This window comes from Variovorax sp. 10L421, from assembly GCF_056395365.1.
This window is the reverse complement of sequence record NZ_JBFTJJ010000005.1, coordinates 49,137-62,654: the sequence shown is the minus strand read 5'-3', so window position 1 is coordinate 62,654 and position 13,518 is coordinate 49,137. Positions and strand designations below refer to the sequence as shown.

The window sequence follows — 13,518 nt, the reverse complement described above, 5'->3', positions numbered from 1 at the left end:
CCGGCCTCATGACACCATGCCCGCATGCCCTACCAACTGCATTACTGGCCCACCATCCAGGGCCGCGGCGAATTCGTGCGGCTCGCGCTCGAGGCGGCCGGTGCCGACTACGTCGACGTGGCGCGCCTGCCTGAAGCCGAGGGCGGCGGCGAGTCCGCGCTGGGCCGGCGGCTGGGCGACCCCGACAGCGCGCGGCCCGCGTTCGCGCCGCCCTTCCTCGTCGACGGCGACATCGTGGTCGGACAGACGGCCGCGATCCTGCTCTACCTCGGGCCCCGGCTCGGGCTGTCGGGCGTGGGCGAATCAGACGGACTGTGGACGCACCAGCTGCAGCTCACCATTGCCGACGTGGTCGCCGAGGCGCACGACACGCACCATCCGATCTCGACCGGCGCCTACTACGAAGACCAGCGCGACGCGGCCGTGCTGCGCGCACAGGCCTTTCGCAACGAGCGCATCCCCAAGTTCCTGAACTGGTTCGAGCGCGTGCTGCAGCGCAACCCGGCGGGCAGCCTGCACCTGGTGGGCGACGTGCTGACCTATGCAGACCTGTCGCTGTTCCAGCTGGTGGACGGTCTGCACTACGCGTTCCCGAAGGCCACGGCGCGGGCGCTGGCTGCAACGCCCGCGGTCGAGAAGCTGCATGCCAACGTCAGGCGGCGGCAGCGCGTGCACGACTACCTGCAGAGCCCGCGCCGCGTCGCGTTCAACGAGGACGGCATCTTCAGGCGCTACGCTGAATTGGACGGCTAGCCTTCCCCGGCCTCGTTGCGTATGCGCAGCGCCAATTCATACAGCGTGTTGCGCGGCGCGCCGCTGATCTCTGCAGCCAGCTTCACCGCCGTTTTCACCGGCAGTTCCGCCATCAACAGGCGCAGCACGCGTTCGCCTTCCGCGCCGCCGTCGCCGCTCACCACCACCGGGTGCAGCACCAGCGCGAACTCGCCGCGAATGCGGTCGCGGTCGGCGCAGAACCAGTCGGGCAGGGTGCTGGCCGCCACCGTCGCGATTTCCTCGAACTGCTTGGTGAGCTCGCGGCCCACGGTGATGCGGCGCTCGCCCAGCGTGGCCAGTGCGCGCGCGAGGTTCTCGATGCGGTGCGGTGCTTCGAGCAGTACCACGGCGCGCGGCTCCTGCGACAGCGCCTGCACGGCCGTGTCGCGCTCGCCGGCCTTGCTCGGCAGGAAGCCCGCGAAGACGAAGGCACTGCTGCTGGCGTTGGCGTCGCCGCCTTCGGCCACCAGGCCCGCCGCGCCCACCAGGGTGGTCACGCTGCTCGCACCGGGCAGCGGCAGCACGCGCTGCCCGGCCGCGCGCACGGCCGCAGCGAGCCGCGCGCCGGGGTCGCTCACGCCGGGCGTGCCGGCGTCGCTGACGTAGGCGATGCGCTCGCCCTGCGCGAGCCGCGCGACCACGGCCTGTGCGGCCTCGGCCTCGTTGTGCTGGTGCACCGCCAGCAGTTGTGCGCCGGGGCGGTCGATGCCGTAGGCGCGCAGCAGGCTTTGCGTGTGGCGCGTGTCCTCGCAGGCAATGGCGTCCACCAGCTGCAGCACATGCAGCGCGCGCAGCGTGATGTCGGCCAGGTTGCCGATGGGCGTGGCGACCACGTAGAGCGTGCCCTGCGGATAATGCTGCGCACCCGCGGCGTCGCGCGCGGCCGCGAGGGCGGCGCCGAATGAAGCAGGGGCGAGTGAAGCCAAGGGGTTTCTCCGTCAGAACGAACAAGAAGATTGCAGGCAGGGAGCCATGAAGACAGACACCACAACGAAGCATCGCGGCGATGCGGCGGAAGACGCCGCGCTCGACCATCTGCAGGACGCCGGCCTCGTGCTGGTCGCGCGCAATTATCGGACGCCCGGGCGCGGCGGCGGCGAGATCGACCTGATCATGCGCGATCCGCGCCATTCGCCGCAGGGCACCCTGGTGTTCGTCGAGGTCCGCCAGCGCAGCACCGGCACGCACGGCGGCGCGGGCGGCAGCATCACCGGACTGAAGCAGCGACGCATCGTGTTCGCCGCGCAGCATTACCTGAGTCGGCTGCGCACGGTACCGCCATGCCGTTTCGACGTGGTGCTGGTCGAGGAGACAATCACCTGGCTCCCGGGCGCCTTCGACGCGAGTTGATCCAATCGAACACCCGTGGAGCAACCCATCCCATGCCGGGCACCCGCAAGTGACGCGAAGTGCGCGGAGATTCGGGGTGGGGCATTCCAAAACGTCTTGTTTCACAACCCCCAGTTATCATCCCGCCTCATGCTCGAGCAACGGATTCAGCAGCACTTCATCGACAGTGCCGACCTCAAGTACCAGACCGGACCGGTCCTCAGCAAACCCATCTCTCAAGCGATGCAGGCCATCCTGGCGTGCGTGACCAGCGGCGGCAAGGTGCTCGCCTGCGGTGCTGGCGTGTCGGGGCTGCTGGCGGCCCAGTTCGCCGCGCAGTTCGTGGGCCGCTTCGAACGCGAGCGGCCCGAGCTCGGCGCCATCGCGCTGCCCGGGGACACCACCGACCCCGAGGCCGACAGCGCGAGCGCGACGGACGTCGACCGCTTCGCCCGCCAGGTGCGCGCGCTCGGCCAGGCCGGCGACGTGCTGCTGGCGTTGAGCGCCAGCGGACAGTCGGCGTCGGTGCTTGCCGCGGTGGCAGCCGCGCACGAACGCGACATGACCGTGGTCGCGCTGCTCGGCAACGCCGTCTCGGGGGCGCCCTCGGCGCCGGCTGCGGGCAGCAGCGGTTCGGGCGGCGCCATCGGCCGTGCGCTGCGCGAGACCGATGTCCAGATCAGCGTGCCGCACGAGCGTGCGGCGCGCATCCACGAAATCCACCAGATCGCGCTGCATTGCCTGTGCGACGGCGTGGATGCCCAGTTACTCGGAGAACAGGAAGCTTCCTCATGACCATGACGACCATGACGATGACATCATCGACCCGGCGTTTCGCCCTGGCCCTCACCCTGGGTGCCGCGCTGGTCGCCGGCCTTTCCGCCTGCGTGCCGCTCGTCGTGGGCGGTGCGGCCGTGATGGGCGTGGGCATGGTGGCCACCGACCGCCGCAGCTCGGGCGCGCAGCTGGACGACCAGGGCATCGAGTTGCGCGCCGCGGCCCGCGTGCGCGACATCGCCAACGACCAGATGTACGTGAGCGTCACCAGCTACAACCGCCAGGTGCTGCTGACCGGCGCCGTGGGCAGCGAAGCCGACCGCCGCCGTGTCGAGGAGGAAGTGAGCCGCATCGTGAACGTGCGCTCGGTGGTGAACGAGCTGACCGTCGGCTCCTCGAGCACCTTCCAGGACCGCTCGAACGACCTCTACATCACCGGCAAGGTGAAGGCCTCGCTGCTCGACGCCAAGGACATCTTCGCCAATTCCTTCAAGGTGGTGACCGAGCGCGGCGTGGTCTACCTGATGGGCATCGCGACGCGGCGCGAAACCGACCGCGCCACCGACATCACGCGCGGTGTGTCGGGCGTGGTGAAGGTCGTGCGCGTGGTCGAGGTCGTGAGCGAGGCGGATCTGGCGGCCAGCCAGGCGGCAAACCAGGCTGCGGCGCAGCGCGGCGGCACGGGTCCGGCGCCGGTGACCTCGGCAACGCCGTCCGCGCCTTCGCCGTCGCCAGCGCCTTCTTCCTCCAGCTCGCGCGTGCCGCTGCCGCCGATGGAGCCGCTGCCCGCAAGCGGCGCGACGACGTCGCCGATCCGCTGAAGAACGAGCGCCGAACCAAAAATGCCCGCTGCTCGTCGCGGGCATTTTTCGTGGAACACCGCGGAACCGGCTTCGCCGGGCCGCAGGTGTTGCCCCCGGTAGGGGGAAGGCGAAGCGACACGGAGTGCGCGCAGCCTGGGGGCGAGCCTATTTCAATCGGATGATGAGGCTCGACGTGTCCCAGCGCCGCCCGCCGGCCTGCTGCACGTCGGCGTAGAACTGGTCGACGAGCGCCGTCACCGGCACGCGCGCGCCGTTGCGCTTGGCTTCGTCGAGCACGAGGCCCAGGTCCTTGCGCATCCAGTCGACGGCGAAGCCGTAGTCGAACTTGCCTTCGATCATGGTCTTGCCGCGGTTTTCCATCTGCCAGCTCTGGGCTGCGCCCTTGCTGATGACGCCGAGCACCGCCTCCATGTCGAGCCCCGCGCGCTGGCCGAAGGCGATGGCTTCCGACAGGCCCTGCACCAGGCCCGCGATGGCGATCTGGTTCACCATCTTGGCGAGCTGGCCGGCGCCGCTGTCGCCCAGCAGCGTGACCGCGCGCGAGAACGCCATGGCCACCGGCCTGATGCGCTCGAACACAGCCGCATCGCCACCGCACATCACGGTGAGCGCGCCGTTCTGCGCGCCGGCCTGGCCGCCCGAGACGGGCGCGTCGATGAAGTGCAGGCCCAGCGCCTGAGCGGCCTTGGAGAGCTCGCGCGCCACGTCGGCCGAGGCGGTGGTGTGGTCGACCAGCACCGCGCCCTTCTTCATGCCGGCGAAAGCGCCGTCGTCGCCCAGCACCACGGAGCGCAGGTCGTCGTCGTTGCCGACGCAGCAGAACACGATGTCGGCGCCGGCCGCGGCTTCGCGCGGCGTCGGGGCGTGGCGCCCGGGTGCGCCGAATTCGGCGGCCCAGGCCTGCGCCTTGGCGGGCGTGCGGTTGTAGACCGTGACTGTATGGCCGGCCTTGGCCAGGTGTCCGGCCATGGGCCCGCCCATGACGCCGAGGCCAAGGAAGGCCACCGTCTGGGCGGGAACGGATTCGTAGGTGCGGGGGTTGATGCTGCTCATGGCCACAGCTTAAAGCCAAAGAAAGCCGATCCCCTCAGGCATGAAACCCGCGCGATCCAGTCGCGAGACACCGCAGAACCGGCTTCGCCGGGCTGCAGGTGTCGCCCCCGGCAGGGGGAAGGCGAAGCGACACGAAGTGCGCGAAGCCTGGGGGCGAGCCCTTACACAATTGCGAAGTGCTCCGTGCCCGCCGACAGGTCGGTGCTGCGCGCGCGCTGGCTGTTGAGCTTGATCTGCAGCCGCAGGTCGTTCGCCGAGTCGGCGTTGCGGATCGCGTCCTCGAAGTTGATCGAGTGGCTCTCGAACAGGTCGAACAGCGCCTGGTCGAAGGTCTGCATGCCCAGGTTGCGGCTCTTGCGCATGATCTCCTTGATCTCGCCCACCTCGCCCTTGAAGATCAGGTCGGAAATCAGCGGCGTGTTCAGCAGCACTTCCACCGCCGCCACGCGGCCCGTGCCGTCCTCGGTGGGCACCAGGCGCTGCGACACCAGCGAGCGCAGGTTCAGCGACAGGTCCATCAGCAGCTGCGCGCGGCGCTCTTCGGGGAAGAAGTTGATGATCCGGTCCAGCGCCTGGTTGGCGCTGTTGGCGTGCAGTGTGGCCATGCACAGGTGGCCGGTTTCGGCGAAGGCCACCGCGTGTTCCATGGTCTCGCGGTCGCGGATTTCGCCCATCAGGATCACGTCGGGCGCCTGGCGCAGCGTGTTCTTCAGCGCGGCTTCCCAGCTGTCGGTGTCGATGCCCACCTCGCGCTGCGTCACCACGCAGTTCTTGTGCGGGTGCACGAACTCGACCGGGTCCTCCACCGTGACGATGTGGCCGTACGAATTTTCGTTGCGCCAGTCGATCATCGCGGCCAGCGTGGTCGACTTGCCCGAGCCGGTGGCGCCCACCAGGATGCACAGGCCGCGCTTGGTCATCGACACATCCTTCAGGATCTGCGGCATGCCCAGCCCGTCGATGGTCGGCAGCTTGGCGGGGATGGTCCGCATCACCATGCCGACCTTGCCCTGCTGCACGAAGGCGTTTACGCGGAAGCGGCCGATGCCGGTCGGCGAGATCGCGAAGTTGCACTCCTTGGTGCGCTCGAACTCCGCCGTCTGGCGGTCGTTCATGATCGAGCGCGTGAGCGCCAGCGTGTGCTGCGCACCCAGCGCCTGCTGCGACACCTTGGTGACCTTGCCGTCGACCTTGATGGCCGGCGGAAAGTCGGCGGTGATGAACAGGTCGCTGCCGCTGCGGCTCACCATGAGCTTGAGCAGGTCGTTGATGAACTGGCTGGCTTGATCGCGTTCCATGAGAGCGCTCCTTGATCTGTTTAGTTTGATGCTGCCGGCGGCCGACCGCCGGGCCGCCCCAAGGCGGCCGCGCCTCCCCCTTGGGGGGTGGAGTTACACGCAGCGCAGCGAAGTGAAAAGCCGGGGGGCTTCATGGCTAGCCTGGGAAGTTCTCGGGGATCTTCGCCTTGCCGCGGGCTTCTGCAGCCGAGATGGTATTGCGGCGCACCAGTTCCGTCAGGTTCTGGTCGAGCGTCTGCATGCCCGAGCCCTGGCCGGTCTGGATGGTGGAGTACATCTGCGCGACCTTGGCCTCGCGGATCAGGTTGCGGATGGCCGGCGTGCCCAGCATGATCTCGTGCGCCGCCACGCGGCCCTGGCCGTCCTTGGTCTTGCACAGCGTCTGCGAGATCACGGCCTGCAGCGACTCCGACAGCATGGCGCGGATCATTTCCTTTTCCTCGCCGGGGAACACGTCGATGATCCGGTCGATGGTCTTGGCCGCCGACGAGGTGTGCAGCGTGCCGAACACCAGGTGGCCCGTTTCGGCCGCGGTCATGGCGAGGCGAATAGTTTCCAGGTCGCGCAGCTCGCCCACCAGGATGGCGTCGGGGTCTTCGCGCAGTGCGGAGCGCAGCGCGTTCGAGAACGACAGCGTCATCGGCCCCACTTCGCGCTGGTTGATCAGGCACTTCTTCGATTCGTGCACGAACTCGATCGGGTCTTCCACCGTGAGGATGTGGCCGTACTCGTTTTCGTTGAGGTAGTTGACCATGGCCGCCAGCGTGGTCGACTTGCCCGAGCCCGTGGGGCCCGTCACCAGCACCAGTCCGCGCGGCTTGAGGGCGAGTTCGCCGAAAATCTTCGGCGCATTGAGCTGCTCCAGCGTCAGGATCTTCGAGGGAATGGTCCGGAACACCGCGGCCGCGCCGCGCGCCTGGTTGAAGGCATTCACGCGGAAGCGCGCGAGGCCGTCGATCTCAAAGGAGAAGTCGACCTCCAGGAACTCTTCGTAGTGCTTGCGGTGCGTGTCGCTCATGATGTCGTACACCATGGCGTGAACGCCCTTGTGATCGAGCGCATCGACGTTGATGCGGCGCACGTCGCCGTTGACGCGGATCATGGGCGGCAGCCCTGCGGAAAGGTGCAGGTCGGAGGCTTTGTTCTTGACGCTGAACGCCAGCAATTGGGTGATGTCCACGGGGCTCCTCGGCTCGGTTCTGGTGACGTTTTGATACGATTTTGGACGATTATGACGATGATTGGCGACGACCTCCAGCAAGTAAACAACCGGATCGCAAAGGCATGTGTAACGGCCGGCCGCGCGCCCGCCGAGGTGAGGCTGCTGGCGGTGTCCAAGACCTTCGGGCCGCAGGCCGTGCGCGAGGCGCATGCGGCGGGCCAGTCGGCCTTCGGCGAGAACTACGTGCAGGAAGGCCTGGACAAGATCGAAGCCCTCGCCGACCTGCGCGCTTCCCTCGAGTGGCACTGCATCGGCCCCCTGCAAAGCAACAAGACGCGGCCCGTGGCCGAGCACTTCGACTGGGTCCACAGCATCGACCGGCTGAAGATCGCCGAGCGACTTTCTGCCCAGCGGCCGGCGCACCTGCCGCCGCTCGATGTATGCCTTCAGGTTAATGTGGACGGCGGCGCGAACAAGTCCGGCGTGCCGCCCGAAGAGGCGCTCGCGCTGGCGCGCGCTGTGGCGGTCTTGCCACATCTGCGGCTGCGCGGGCTCATGGCGATCCCCGAGCCGGCGGCCGATTTCGAAGCGCAGCGCGCGTTGTGCCTGCGCGCGCATGCGGTGTACCAGTCGATCCGCGACGCGGGCATCGCGCTAGACACGCTGTCGCTCGGCATGAGCGCCGATCTTGAAGCAGCGATCAGCGCCGGCAGCACGATGGTGCGCGTCGGCACGGCCATTTTCGGCGGCCGCTCGTACGGCAAGCCGGCCTGACCGGCCCGTGTTTCAGATCCCCAGCGGCAGGCGCGCGCTGCTTTTCACTTCTTCCATCACCGCGTAGGTCCGCGTCTCGCGCACGCCCGGCAGCTGCCACAGCACGGTGCCGGCGAACTCGCGGTACGCGGCCATGTCGGCCATGCGGGTCTTGAGCAGGTAGTCGAAGCCGCCCGCGACCATGTGGCATTCCATGATCTCGTCGCGCACCTGCACGGCCGCCTTGAACTGGTCGAACACGTTGGGGGTGGTGCGGTCGAGCAGCACCTCGACGAAGACGGTGAAGCCGCGGCCCAGCTTGTGCGGATCGAGCCGCGCCTCGTAGCCCAGGATGAAGCCGTCGCGCGTGAGCCGCTGCACCCGCGCCAGCACCGCGGTGGGCGAGAGCGCCACCGCCTCGGCCAACTTGAGGTTGGTGATGCGGCCATCCTCCTGAAGGATCTTCAGCAGCCGGAGATCGATGCGGTCCAGGTCGAGCATCGGAGGATTATCCGGCTCGAATGTCAATTTCTTGCAGAAGATGCGGCCTATGGGTGCTGGCCATAGGAAATAGAACCAGGGAGTGCCGGCGGCCTACCCTTGCCTACCCAACGCGCCGCATCTGCGGGGTCGATGCGCCGCGGTGCCTATCGCTCGCCGGACGGAATCGTTCCCTCTCGCATGGCCTTGATGGCCTCGGCCTCCACGGCTTCGCGCGTGGCGGGCTGGCCGGTGCGCGCCACGGGCCAGGGTGCGCCGCGGCTCACGGCGCTCCATGCGGGCTGGTTGCGCGCCGTCTCCAGTTCGGCGACGACGCGATCGCGCGACGGATCCAGCCTGGCGTGGTCGGGGTGGCGCGTCACGCCGGCCTCGGTCGGCGCGAAGTGGTATTCGCTCGCGGCCGAAGCGGCCAGGGGCGCCAGCGCGGCGGCCGAAACGGCCACGGCGAGAAGAGGAAAGAGAAGTGTGCGGTGCAGCATGGTGATGGATGTCCCTTGGTTGTTCGCCGTCGCCGACATGGCGCCAGCCATGCCAGGCCTGGGCCGGCATGCCGGTCGAATCTAGGGAGGCAGGCCGTCAGGTGCCGCACGCCGCGATTACATCGGCGCAATGCGTGGTCCCAACGTCTCTTGCATAACCGTCAGCGCGGCGCGCATAAGCCATGGCGCGACGCGCGGTAGAGGTCTATCGTTGCGCCCACCCGAACAAACCAAGGGATATCCCATGAGCGAAAAACTCTCCTTCGTCAGCCCGACCGCCAACAGCCCGTGGGGCACGTATCTTTCGCAGGTCGACCGCGTCGTGCCGTACCTCGGCCCGCTGGCCCGCTGGGTCGAGACACTCAAGCGCCCCAAGCGCGCGCTGATCGTCGACGTGCCGATCGAGATGGACGACGGCACCATTGCCCACTTCGAGGGCTACCGCGTTCAGCACAACATGAGCCGCGGCCCGGGCAAGGGCGGCGTGCGCTTCCACCCCGACGTCACGCTGGAAGAGGTGATGGCGCTGTCGGCCTGGATGACCATCAAGACCGCGGCCGTCAACCTGCCGTACGGCGGCGCCAAGGGCGGCATCCGCGTCGACCCGAAGAAGCTCTCGCTGCAGGAGCTGGAGAAGGTCACGCGCCGCTACACCAGCGAGATCGGCATCATCATCGGCCCGCACACCGACATCCCCGCGCCCGACGTGAACACCAACGCGCAGATCATGGCGTGGATGATGGACACCTACTCGATGAACGTCGGCGGCACCGCCACCGGCGTCGTCACCGGCAAGCCGCTGCACCTGGGCGGTTCGCTGGGCCGCGTGAAGGCTACCGGCCGCGGCGTGTTCGTCACCGGCCGTGAAGCCGCTCGCCGACTGGGCATGGACCTGCGCGGCGCGCGCATCGCGGTGCAGGGCTTCGGCAACGTGGGCTCGGTCGCGGCGGAACTCTTCGCCGAAGCCGGCGCCAAGATCGTTGCGGTGCAGGACCACACCGGCACCATCGTCAACAGCAACGGCCTCGACCTGGCCAAGCTGGTGCCCATCTCGCGCACCGACGGCGTGGTCGGCTTCAAGGCCGGCGGCGACATCGTGCCGAACGAGGACTTCTGGGAAACGCCCTGCGACATCCTGATCCCGGCCGCGCTCGAAGGCCAGCTCACGGCCGAACGCGCACAGAAGACCACTGCCAAGCTGGTGCTCGAAGGCGCCAACGGCCCCACGGTGCCGATCGCCGACGACATCCTCGCCGAGCGCGGCGTGCTGGTGGTGCCCGACGTGATCTGCAACGCCGGCGGCGTGACGGTGAGCTACTTCGAATGGGTGCAGGACTTCTCGTCCTTCTTCTGGGACGAGGACGAGATCAACGTGCGCCTCGACCGAATCATGATGAACGCGCTCAACCACATCTGGGACACGGCGGACAAGCACAAGATCACGCTGCGCACGGCCACCTATGCGGTGGCCTGCGAACGAATCCTCATGGCACGCCAGGAACGCGGTCTGTACCCATGATTTTTTGACAGGAAGAGGCAGTACGCTCGGGGCATGACCACCATGCCCGCGCAGAACCTCCCTTCCATTCCCGCGGATGGCCTGGCCCGTCTGCAGGCTCTCATGGCCAGCGGGCGGCGCAAGCTGTTGGGCCTCGTCGGCGCGCCGGGCGCAGGCAAGTCCACGCTAGCTGCAGCGCTGCTCCGCTCGGTGGGCGCCGACCGCGCCCAGGTCGTTCCCATGGACGGCTTCCACCTGGCCAACGTCGAGCTGCAGCGGCTCGGCCGCACTGCCCGCAAGGGCGCCCCCGACACCTTCGACAGCGCCGGTTATGTTGCGCTGCTGCAGCGCCTGCGCGAGCAGCGGCCCGACGGCGGCATCGTCTACGCGCCCGAGTTCCGCCGCGAGATCGAGGAGCCGATCGCCGGCGCCATTGCCGTGCTGCCGTCGACGCAGCTGGTCATCACCGAAGGCAACTACCTGCTGCACGCCGACGGCCCCTGGGCCGGCGCGGCGGCGATGCTCGACGAGGTCTGGTACGTGGACATCGACGACGCGGTGCGCGAAGAGCGCCTGGTGCGGCGCCACCAGCAGTTCGGCCGCAGCGCCGAGGAAGCGCGCGCCTGGGTGGCGAGCACCGACGCACCCAACGCGCGCCTGATCGCGGCGACGCGGATGCGCGCGCACCACGTGCTGCCCTGGTCCTGAAAATCCCGCGCGACAGGGAACGCAAGCGCGGCGGCGCGCTCGAAGCCATGCCGGCGAGCCGCCGGTTAGCATTCGCCGCTCCATGCCGTCCACGCACCCCACCTGCTTCTCTCTTGCCCGCGCCCCGGTCCTCGTGCTGGGCCTGCTGTCCGCCTTCGTGCTCGCCGGCTGCGGCAGCGCTTCGCACCGCGTGTCATACGAGCCCGAGGCCTTCGGCTCGACCACCACCCACACCCGCGACTACGAGGCCACCGAGGCCCAGACCTGCGAGGCCGCGCGCCGCGCGCTGCTGAGCCAGGGCTACATGATCACGGCCGCCAACACCGACCTCGTCACCGGGCGCAAGAGCTTCCAGCCTGCGGCCGAGGTGCACGTGGAGGTCGAGTTCCGTGTGGTCTGCGCGCGCGAGAACACGAGGGGCGGCAAGGCCAGCAAGAGCACCGTGGCCTTCGCGACCGCGCTGCAGGACCGCTACGGCATCAAGAAGGTGAACAACTCCGCCAGCCTCGGCGTGGGCGCGATCGGCTCGCTCTCGCTGCCGTTCTCGAGCAGCGACGACGCGATGGTGAAGGTCGCGAGCGAGACGCTGACCGACGAGCGCTTCTACGACCGCTTCTTCGCGCTGCTCGACCGTTTCCTCGACGGCCCGGAAGGAGAGGGCGAAGCCGCGGCACCCGCGGAAACGCCGGTCGCTTCACCGCCTGCCGCGGCGCCCGCCGTCACGCCCGCCGCGGCGCCCGCCGTCACGTATCCCGTGAACTCGTCACCCAACCGGGGCTGACGCCCGGACGCCAAAGTACCAAGATGCGTCTTACAATCCGGGCATGGCTTCCCCCATCCCGGATCCGGCGCAATGCGCCTCGCGCCTGCGCGCCTCGGTGTCGCAGCTGTCGCGCCAGCTGCGCAGCGGCAGCGCCGGGCCCGATGGCCCGAGCGTGGCCAAGCTCAGCGTGCTCGGCCAGCTGCATCGGCACGGGCCGTGCACACCCACCGCGTTGGCGGGGCTCGAACGCGTCAAGCTCCAATCGCTGACCCGGCTGCTGGCCGAACTGGAGGCCGAAGGCTGGATCGGCCGCGCACCCCACCCGAGCGACGGGCGCCAATGGCTGCTGTCGCTCACGGCCGAGGGCGTGCGCCGTCTCAAGGCGCTCATGCGCAGGCGCGAGGCGGCGCTGGCCGAGGCGATCGGCGCCACGCTGGATGTCGGCCAGCGTGCCTTGCTGCTGCAGGCTTGCGGGCTCATCGATGGCATCGCAGCCGCGCTGGACAGCGGTTCAGCGGCAGCAGAGTCATGATCGGCGCCCCGGCTCTCCAACGCCTGACGGACCCCTGGCGCCACGGCCGCTGGCGTCCGGGCGTACAGCTGGCGGCGGCAGTGGCCATCGCCTGGGGCGTGGCGGTCGTCCTGCATCTGCCCGAAAGTTTCTGGGCGGTGATGAGCGTGCTGATCGTCATGCGCCCGAGCGCCGGTTCGACGCTCGACGCCGGATGGAACCGGGTGCGCGGCACGGCCGCCGGCGCGCTGTGCGGCCTGGCCGGCGTCTGGATGCAGCACCACGGCACACCGGCGCTCGCGAGCACGCTGGCCGTCGTCATGCTGCTGTCCTTTGCCAGCGCGGCCGCGCCGGGCCTGCGCAGCGCGCCGGTGGCTGCGTTGATCATCCTGTCGGCCGGCGGCATCCCCGGCCAATCGGCGTTGCAGGTGGCGCTGCTGCGCATGGCGCAGATCGGCATCGGGGTGGGGGTGGCGTTGGCGGTCTCCACGGTCGTGTCCGAATACCACGCGGGTGCGCGTTTCGACGAGAGCTGCGCCGCGCTGCTGCACGGCATCGCGAAGCGCATGGTGGCCGCGCGGCAGCCTGCCGATGCCGAGGCGGAGCGCATCCACTCAGGCACGCGCGTCGCGCTGGGCCGGCTGGCCGTGCTGGCCGACGGCGCGGACCTGGAGGCGCGGTGGTGGCGCCGCGGTGATGCCACGGCGCGCGGCCCCTACCGCGACAAGGCCCGGCTGGCGGCGCGCATCTTCCAGGACGCCGTGGTGCTCGATCGCGTGTTCCGGCAAGCGCGGGACACGGCGGCCGACGCCACGTGGCGAGAAGCCGCACAGGCTGCCGGCACCGCCATCGCCGGCATGGCCGATGCGCTCGCGGGAAGGAGCACTCCGCCCGACCTCGACGGGCTCGGCCGCTGTGCGCAGGCGTCGCGCAGCGTGCCGTCGAATGCGCTCCTGGCCGCGCCGCTGAGCCTGCTCTTCGACGACTTGCGCCGCCTGCAGCACGTGCTCGGTGCCTGATCGCCGTCATCCGCCTGACGGACCCAAGCCCTAGAATCTTCCGAAAATCAATCGTTTCGGAGAGGGACG

Annotated in this window: 16 protein-coding genes; 10 read left to right on the top strand and 6 right to left on the bottom strand. The window is 69.1% G+C overall.

Features of this window, described 5'->3' with window-relative positions; all coding sequences use genetic code 11:
• The first annotated feature begins 24 nt into the window (after positions 1 to 24).
• Positions 25 to 753, top strand: coding sequence for a glutathione S-transferase (locus AC1DFC_RS10085; RefSeq protein WP_007837340.1), 729 nt, complete (start codon positions 25 to 27; stop codon positions 751 to 753).
• Here the strand turns inward: AC1DFC_RS10085 and rsmI are convergent.
• Positions 750 to 1,700, bottom strand: a complete 951-nt coding sequence (rsmI, locus tag AC1DFC_RS10080; protein WP_478179152.1) for a 16S rRNA (cytidine(1402)-2'-O)-methyltransferase — start codon at positions 1,698 to 1,700, stop codon at positions 750 to 752. The genes AC1DFC_RS10085 and rsmI overlap by 4 nt on opposite strands.
• Before the next feature lie 46 nt (positions 1,701 to 1,746).
• Here rsmI and AC1DFC_RS10075 point away from each other — a divergent pair, with 46 nt between their 5' ends.
• The 3 genes from AC1DFC_RS10075 (at position 1,747) to AC1DFC_RS10065 (ending at position 3,701) form a co-directional block, all read left to right on the top strand.
• A complete protein-coding gene (locus tag AC1DFC_RS10075; protein WP_007837338.1) occupies positions 1,747 to 2,124 on the top strand; it encodes a YraN family protein in 378 nt (125 codons plus the stop codon).
• Positions 2,125 to 2,253: 129 nt separating this feature from the next.
• Entirely contained in the window at positions 2,254 to 2,898 is a 645-nt protein-coding gene (locus tag AC1DFC_RS10070) for an SIS domain-containing protein (RefSeq protein WP_007837337.1), read from the top strand.
• Complete coding sequence (locus AC1DFC_RS10065) at positions 2,895 to 3,701, top strand: BON domain-containing protein (RefSeq protein ID WP_007837336.1); 807 nt, start codon at positions 2,895 to 2,897, stop codon at positions 3,699 to 3,701. Before AC1DFC_RS10070 ends, AC1DFC_RS10065 begins: the two co-directional genes overlap by 4 nt.
• A gap of 147 nt (positions 3,702 to 3,848) precedes the next feature.
• Here the strand turns inward: AC1DFC_RS10065 and AC1DFC_RS10060 are convergent, their stop codons facing one another.
• The 3 genes from AC1DFC_RS10060 to AC1DFC_RS10050 form a co-directional block, all read right to left on the bottom strand.
• A complete protein-coding gene (locus AC1DFC_RS10060) occupies positions 3,849 to 4,757 on the bottom strand; it encodes an NAD(P)-dependent oxidoreductase (RefSeq protein ID WP_042673388.1) in 909 nt (302 codons plus the stop codon).
• 161 nt (positions 4,758 to 4,918) lie between these two features.
• The gene (locus AC1DFC_RS10055; protein ID WP_007833325.1) at positions 4,919 to 6,055 is read right to left on the bottom strand and encodes a PilT/PilU family type 4a pilus ATPase; all 1,137 of its coding nucleotides are present in this window, start codon (positions 6,053 to 6,055) and stop codon (positions 4,919 to 4,921) included.
• Positions 6,056 to 6,191: 136 nt separating this feature from the next.
• Entirely contained in the window at positions 6,192 to 7,235 is a 1,044-nt protein-coding gene (locus tag AC1DFC_RS10050) for a type IV pilus twitching motility protein PilT (RefSeq protein ID WP_007833310.1), read from the bottom strand.
• A 51-nt stretch (positions 7,236 to 7,286) separates the two neighbouring features.
• Here AC1DFC_RS10050 and AC1DFC_RS10045 point away from each other — a divergent pair, with 51 nt between their 5' ends.
• Complete coding sequence (locus AC1DFC_RS10045) at positions 7,287 to 7,991, top strand: YggS family pyridoxal phosphate-dependent enzyme (protein WP_007833309.1); 705 nt, start codon at positions 7,287 to 7,289, stop codon at positions 7,989 to 7,991.
• 12 nt (positions 7,992 to 8,003) lie between these two features.
• Here AC1DFC_RS10045 and AC1DFC_RS10040 read toward each other — a convergent pair whose 3' ends face one another.
• Both AC1DFC_RS10040 and AC1DFC_RS10035 read right to left on the bottom strand, forming a co-directional pair.
• Positions 8,004 to 8,471 carry an Lrp/AsnC ligand binding domain-containing protein gene (locus AC1DFC_RS10040; RefSeq protein WP_007833308.1) on the bottom strand — a complete coding sequence of 156 codons (468 nt, stop codon included), beginning with the start codon at positions 8,469 to 8,471 and terminating at the stop codon, positions 8,004 to 8,006.
• A gap of 146 nt (positions 8,472 to 8,617) precedes the next feature.
• Entirely contained in the window at positions 8,618 to 8,950 is a 333-nt protein-coding gene (locus AC1DFC_RS10035) for a DUF4148 domain-containing protein (RefSeq protein ID WP_478179151.1), read from the bottom strand.
• A gap of 244 nt (positions 8,951 to 9,194) precedes the next feature.
• On the opposite strand from AC1DFC_RS10035, the gene AC1DFC_RS10030 reads away from it, so the two are divergent.
• The 5 genes from AC1DFC_RS10030 to AC1DFC_RS10010 all read left to right on the top strand — a co-directional run bounded on the left by AC1DFC_RS10030 (position 9,195) and on the right by AC1DFC_RS10010 (position 13,449).
• Positions 9,195 to 10,469, top strand: coding sequence for a Glu/Leu/Phe/Val family dehydrogenase (locus AC1DFC_RS10030; RefSeq protein WP_007833298.1), 1,275 nt, complete (start codon positions 9,195 to 9,197; stop codon positions 10,467 to 10,469).
• Positions 10,470 to 10,502: 33 nt separating this feature from the next.
• The gene (locus tag AC1DFC_RS10025; RefSeq protein WP_413331623.1) at positions 10,503 to 11,156 is read left to right on the top strand and encodes a nucleoside/nucleotide kinase family protein; all 654 of its coding nucleotides are present in this window, start codon (positions 10,503 to 10,505) and stop codon (positions 11,154 to 11,156) included.
• Between the two features lie 82 nt (positions 11,157 to 11,238).
• On the top strand, positions 11,239 to 11,937 hold the full coding sequence (locus AC1DFC_RS10020; RefSeq protein WP_413331622.1) for a DUF2242 domain-containing protein: 699 nt from the start codon (positions 11,239 to 11,241) through the stop codon (positions 11,935 to 11,937).
• A 43-nt stretch (positions 11,938 to 11,980) separates the two neighbouring features.
• Positions 11,981 to 12,451, top strand: coding sequence for a MarR family winged helix-turn-helix transcriptional regulator (locus AC1DFC_RS10015; protein ID WP_413331621.1), 471 nt, complete (start codon positions 11,981 to 11,983; stop codon positions 12,449 to 12,451).
• A complete protein-coding gene (locus tag AC1DFC_RS10010; RefSeq protein WP_413331620.1) occupies positions 12,448 to 13,449 on the top strand; it encodes an FUSC family protein in 1,002 nt (333 codons plus the stop codon). The genes AC1DFC_RS10015 and AC1DFC_RS10010 overlap by 4 nt, the downstream gene beginning before the upstream one ends.
• The last annotated feature ends 69 nt before the right edge of the window (positions 13,450 to 13,518 follow it).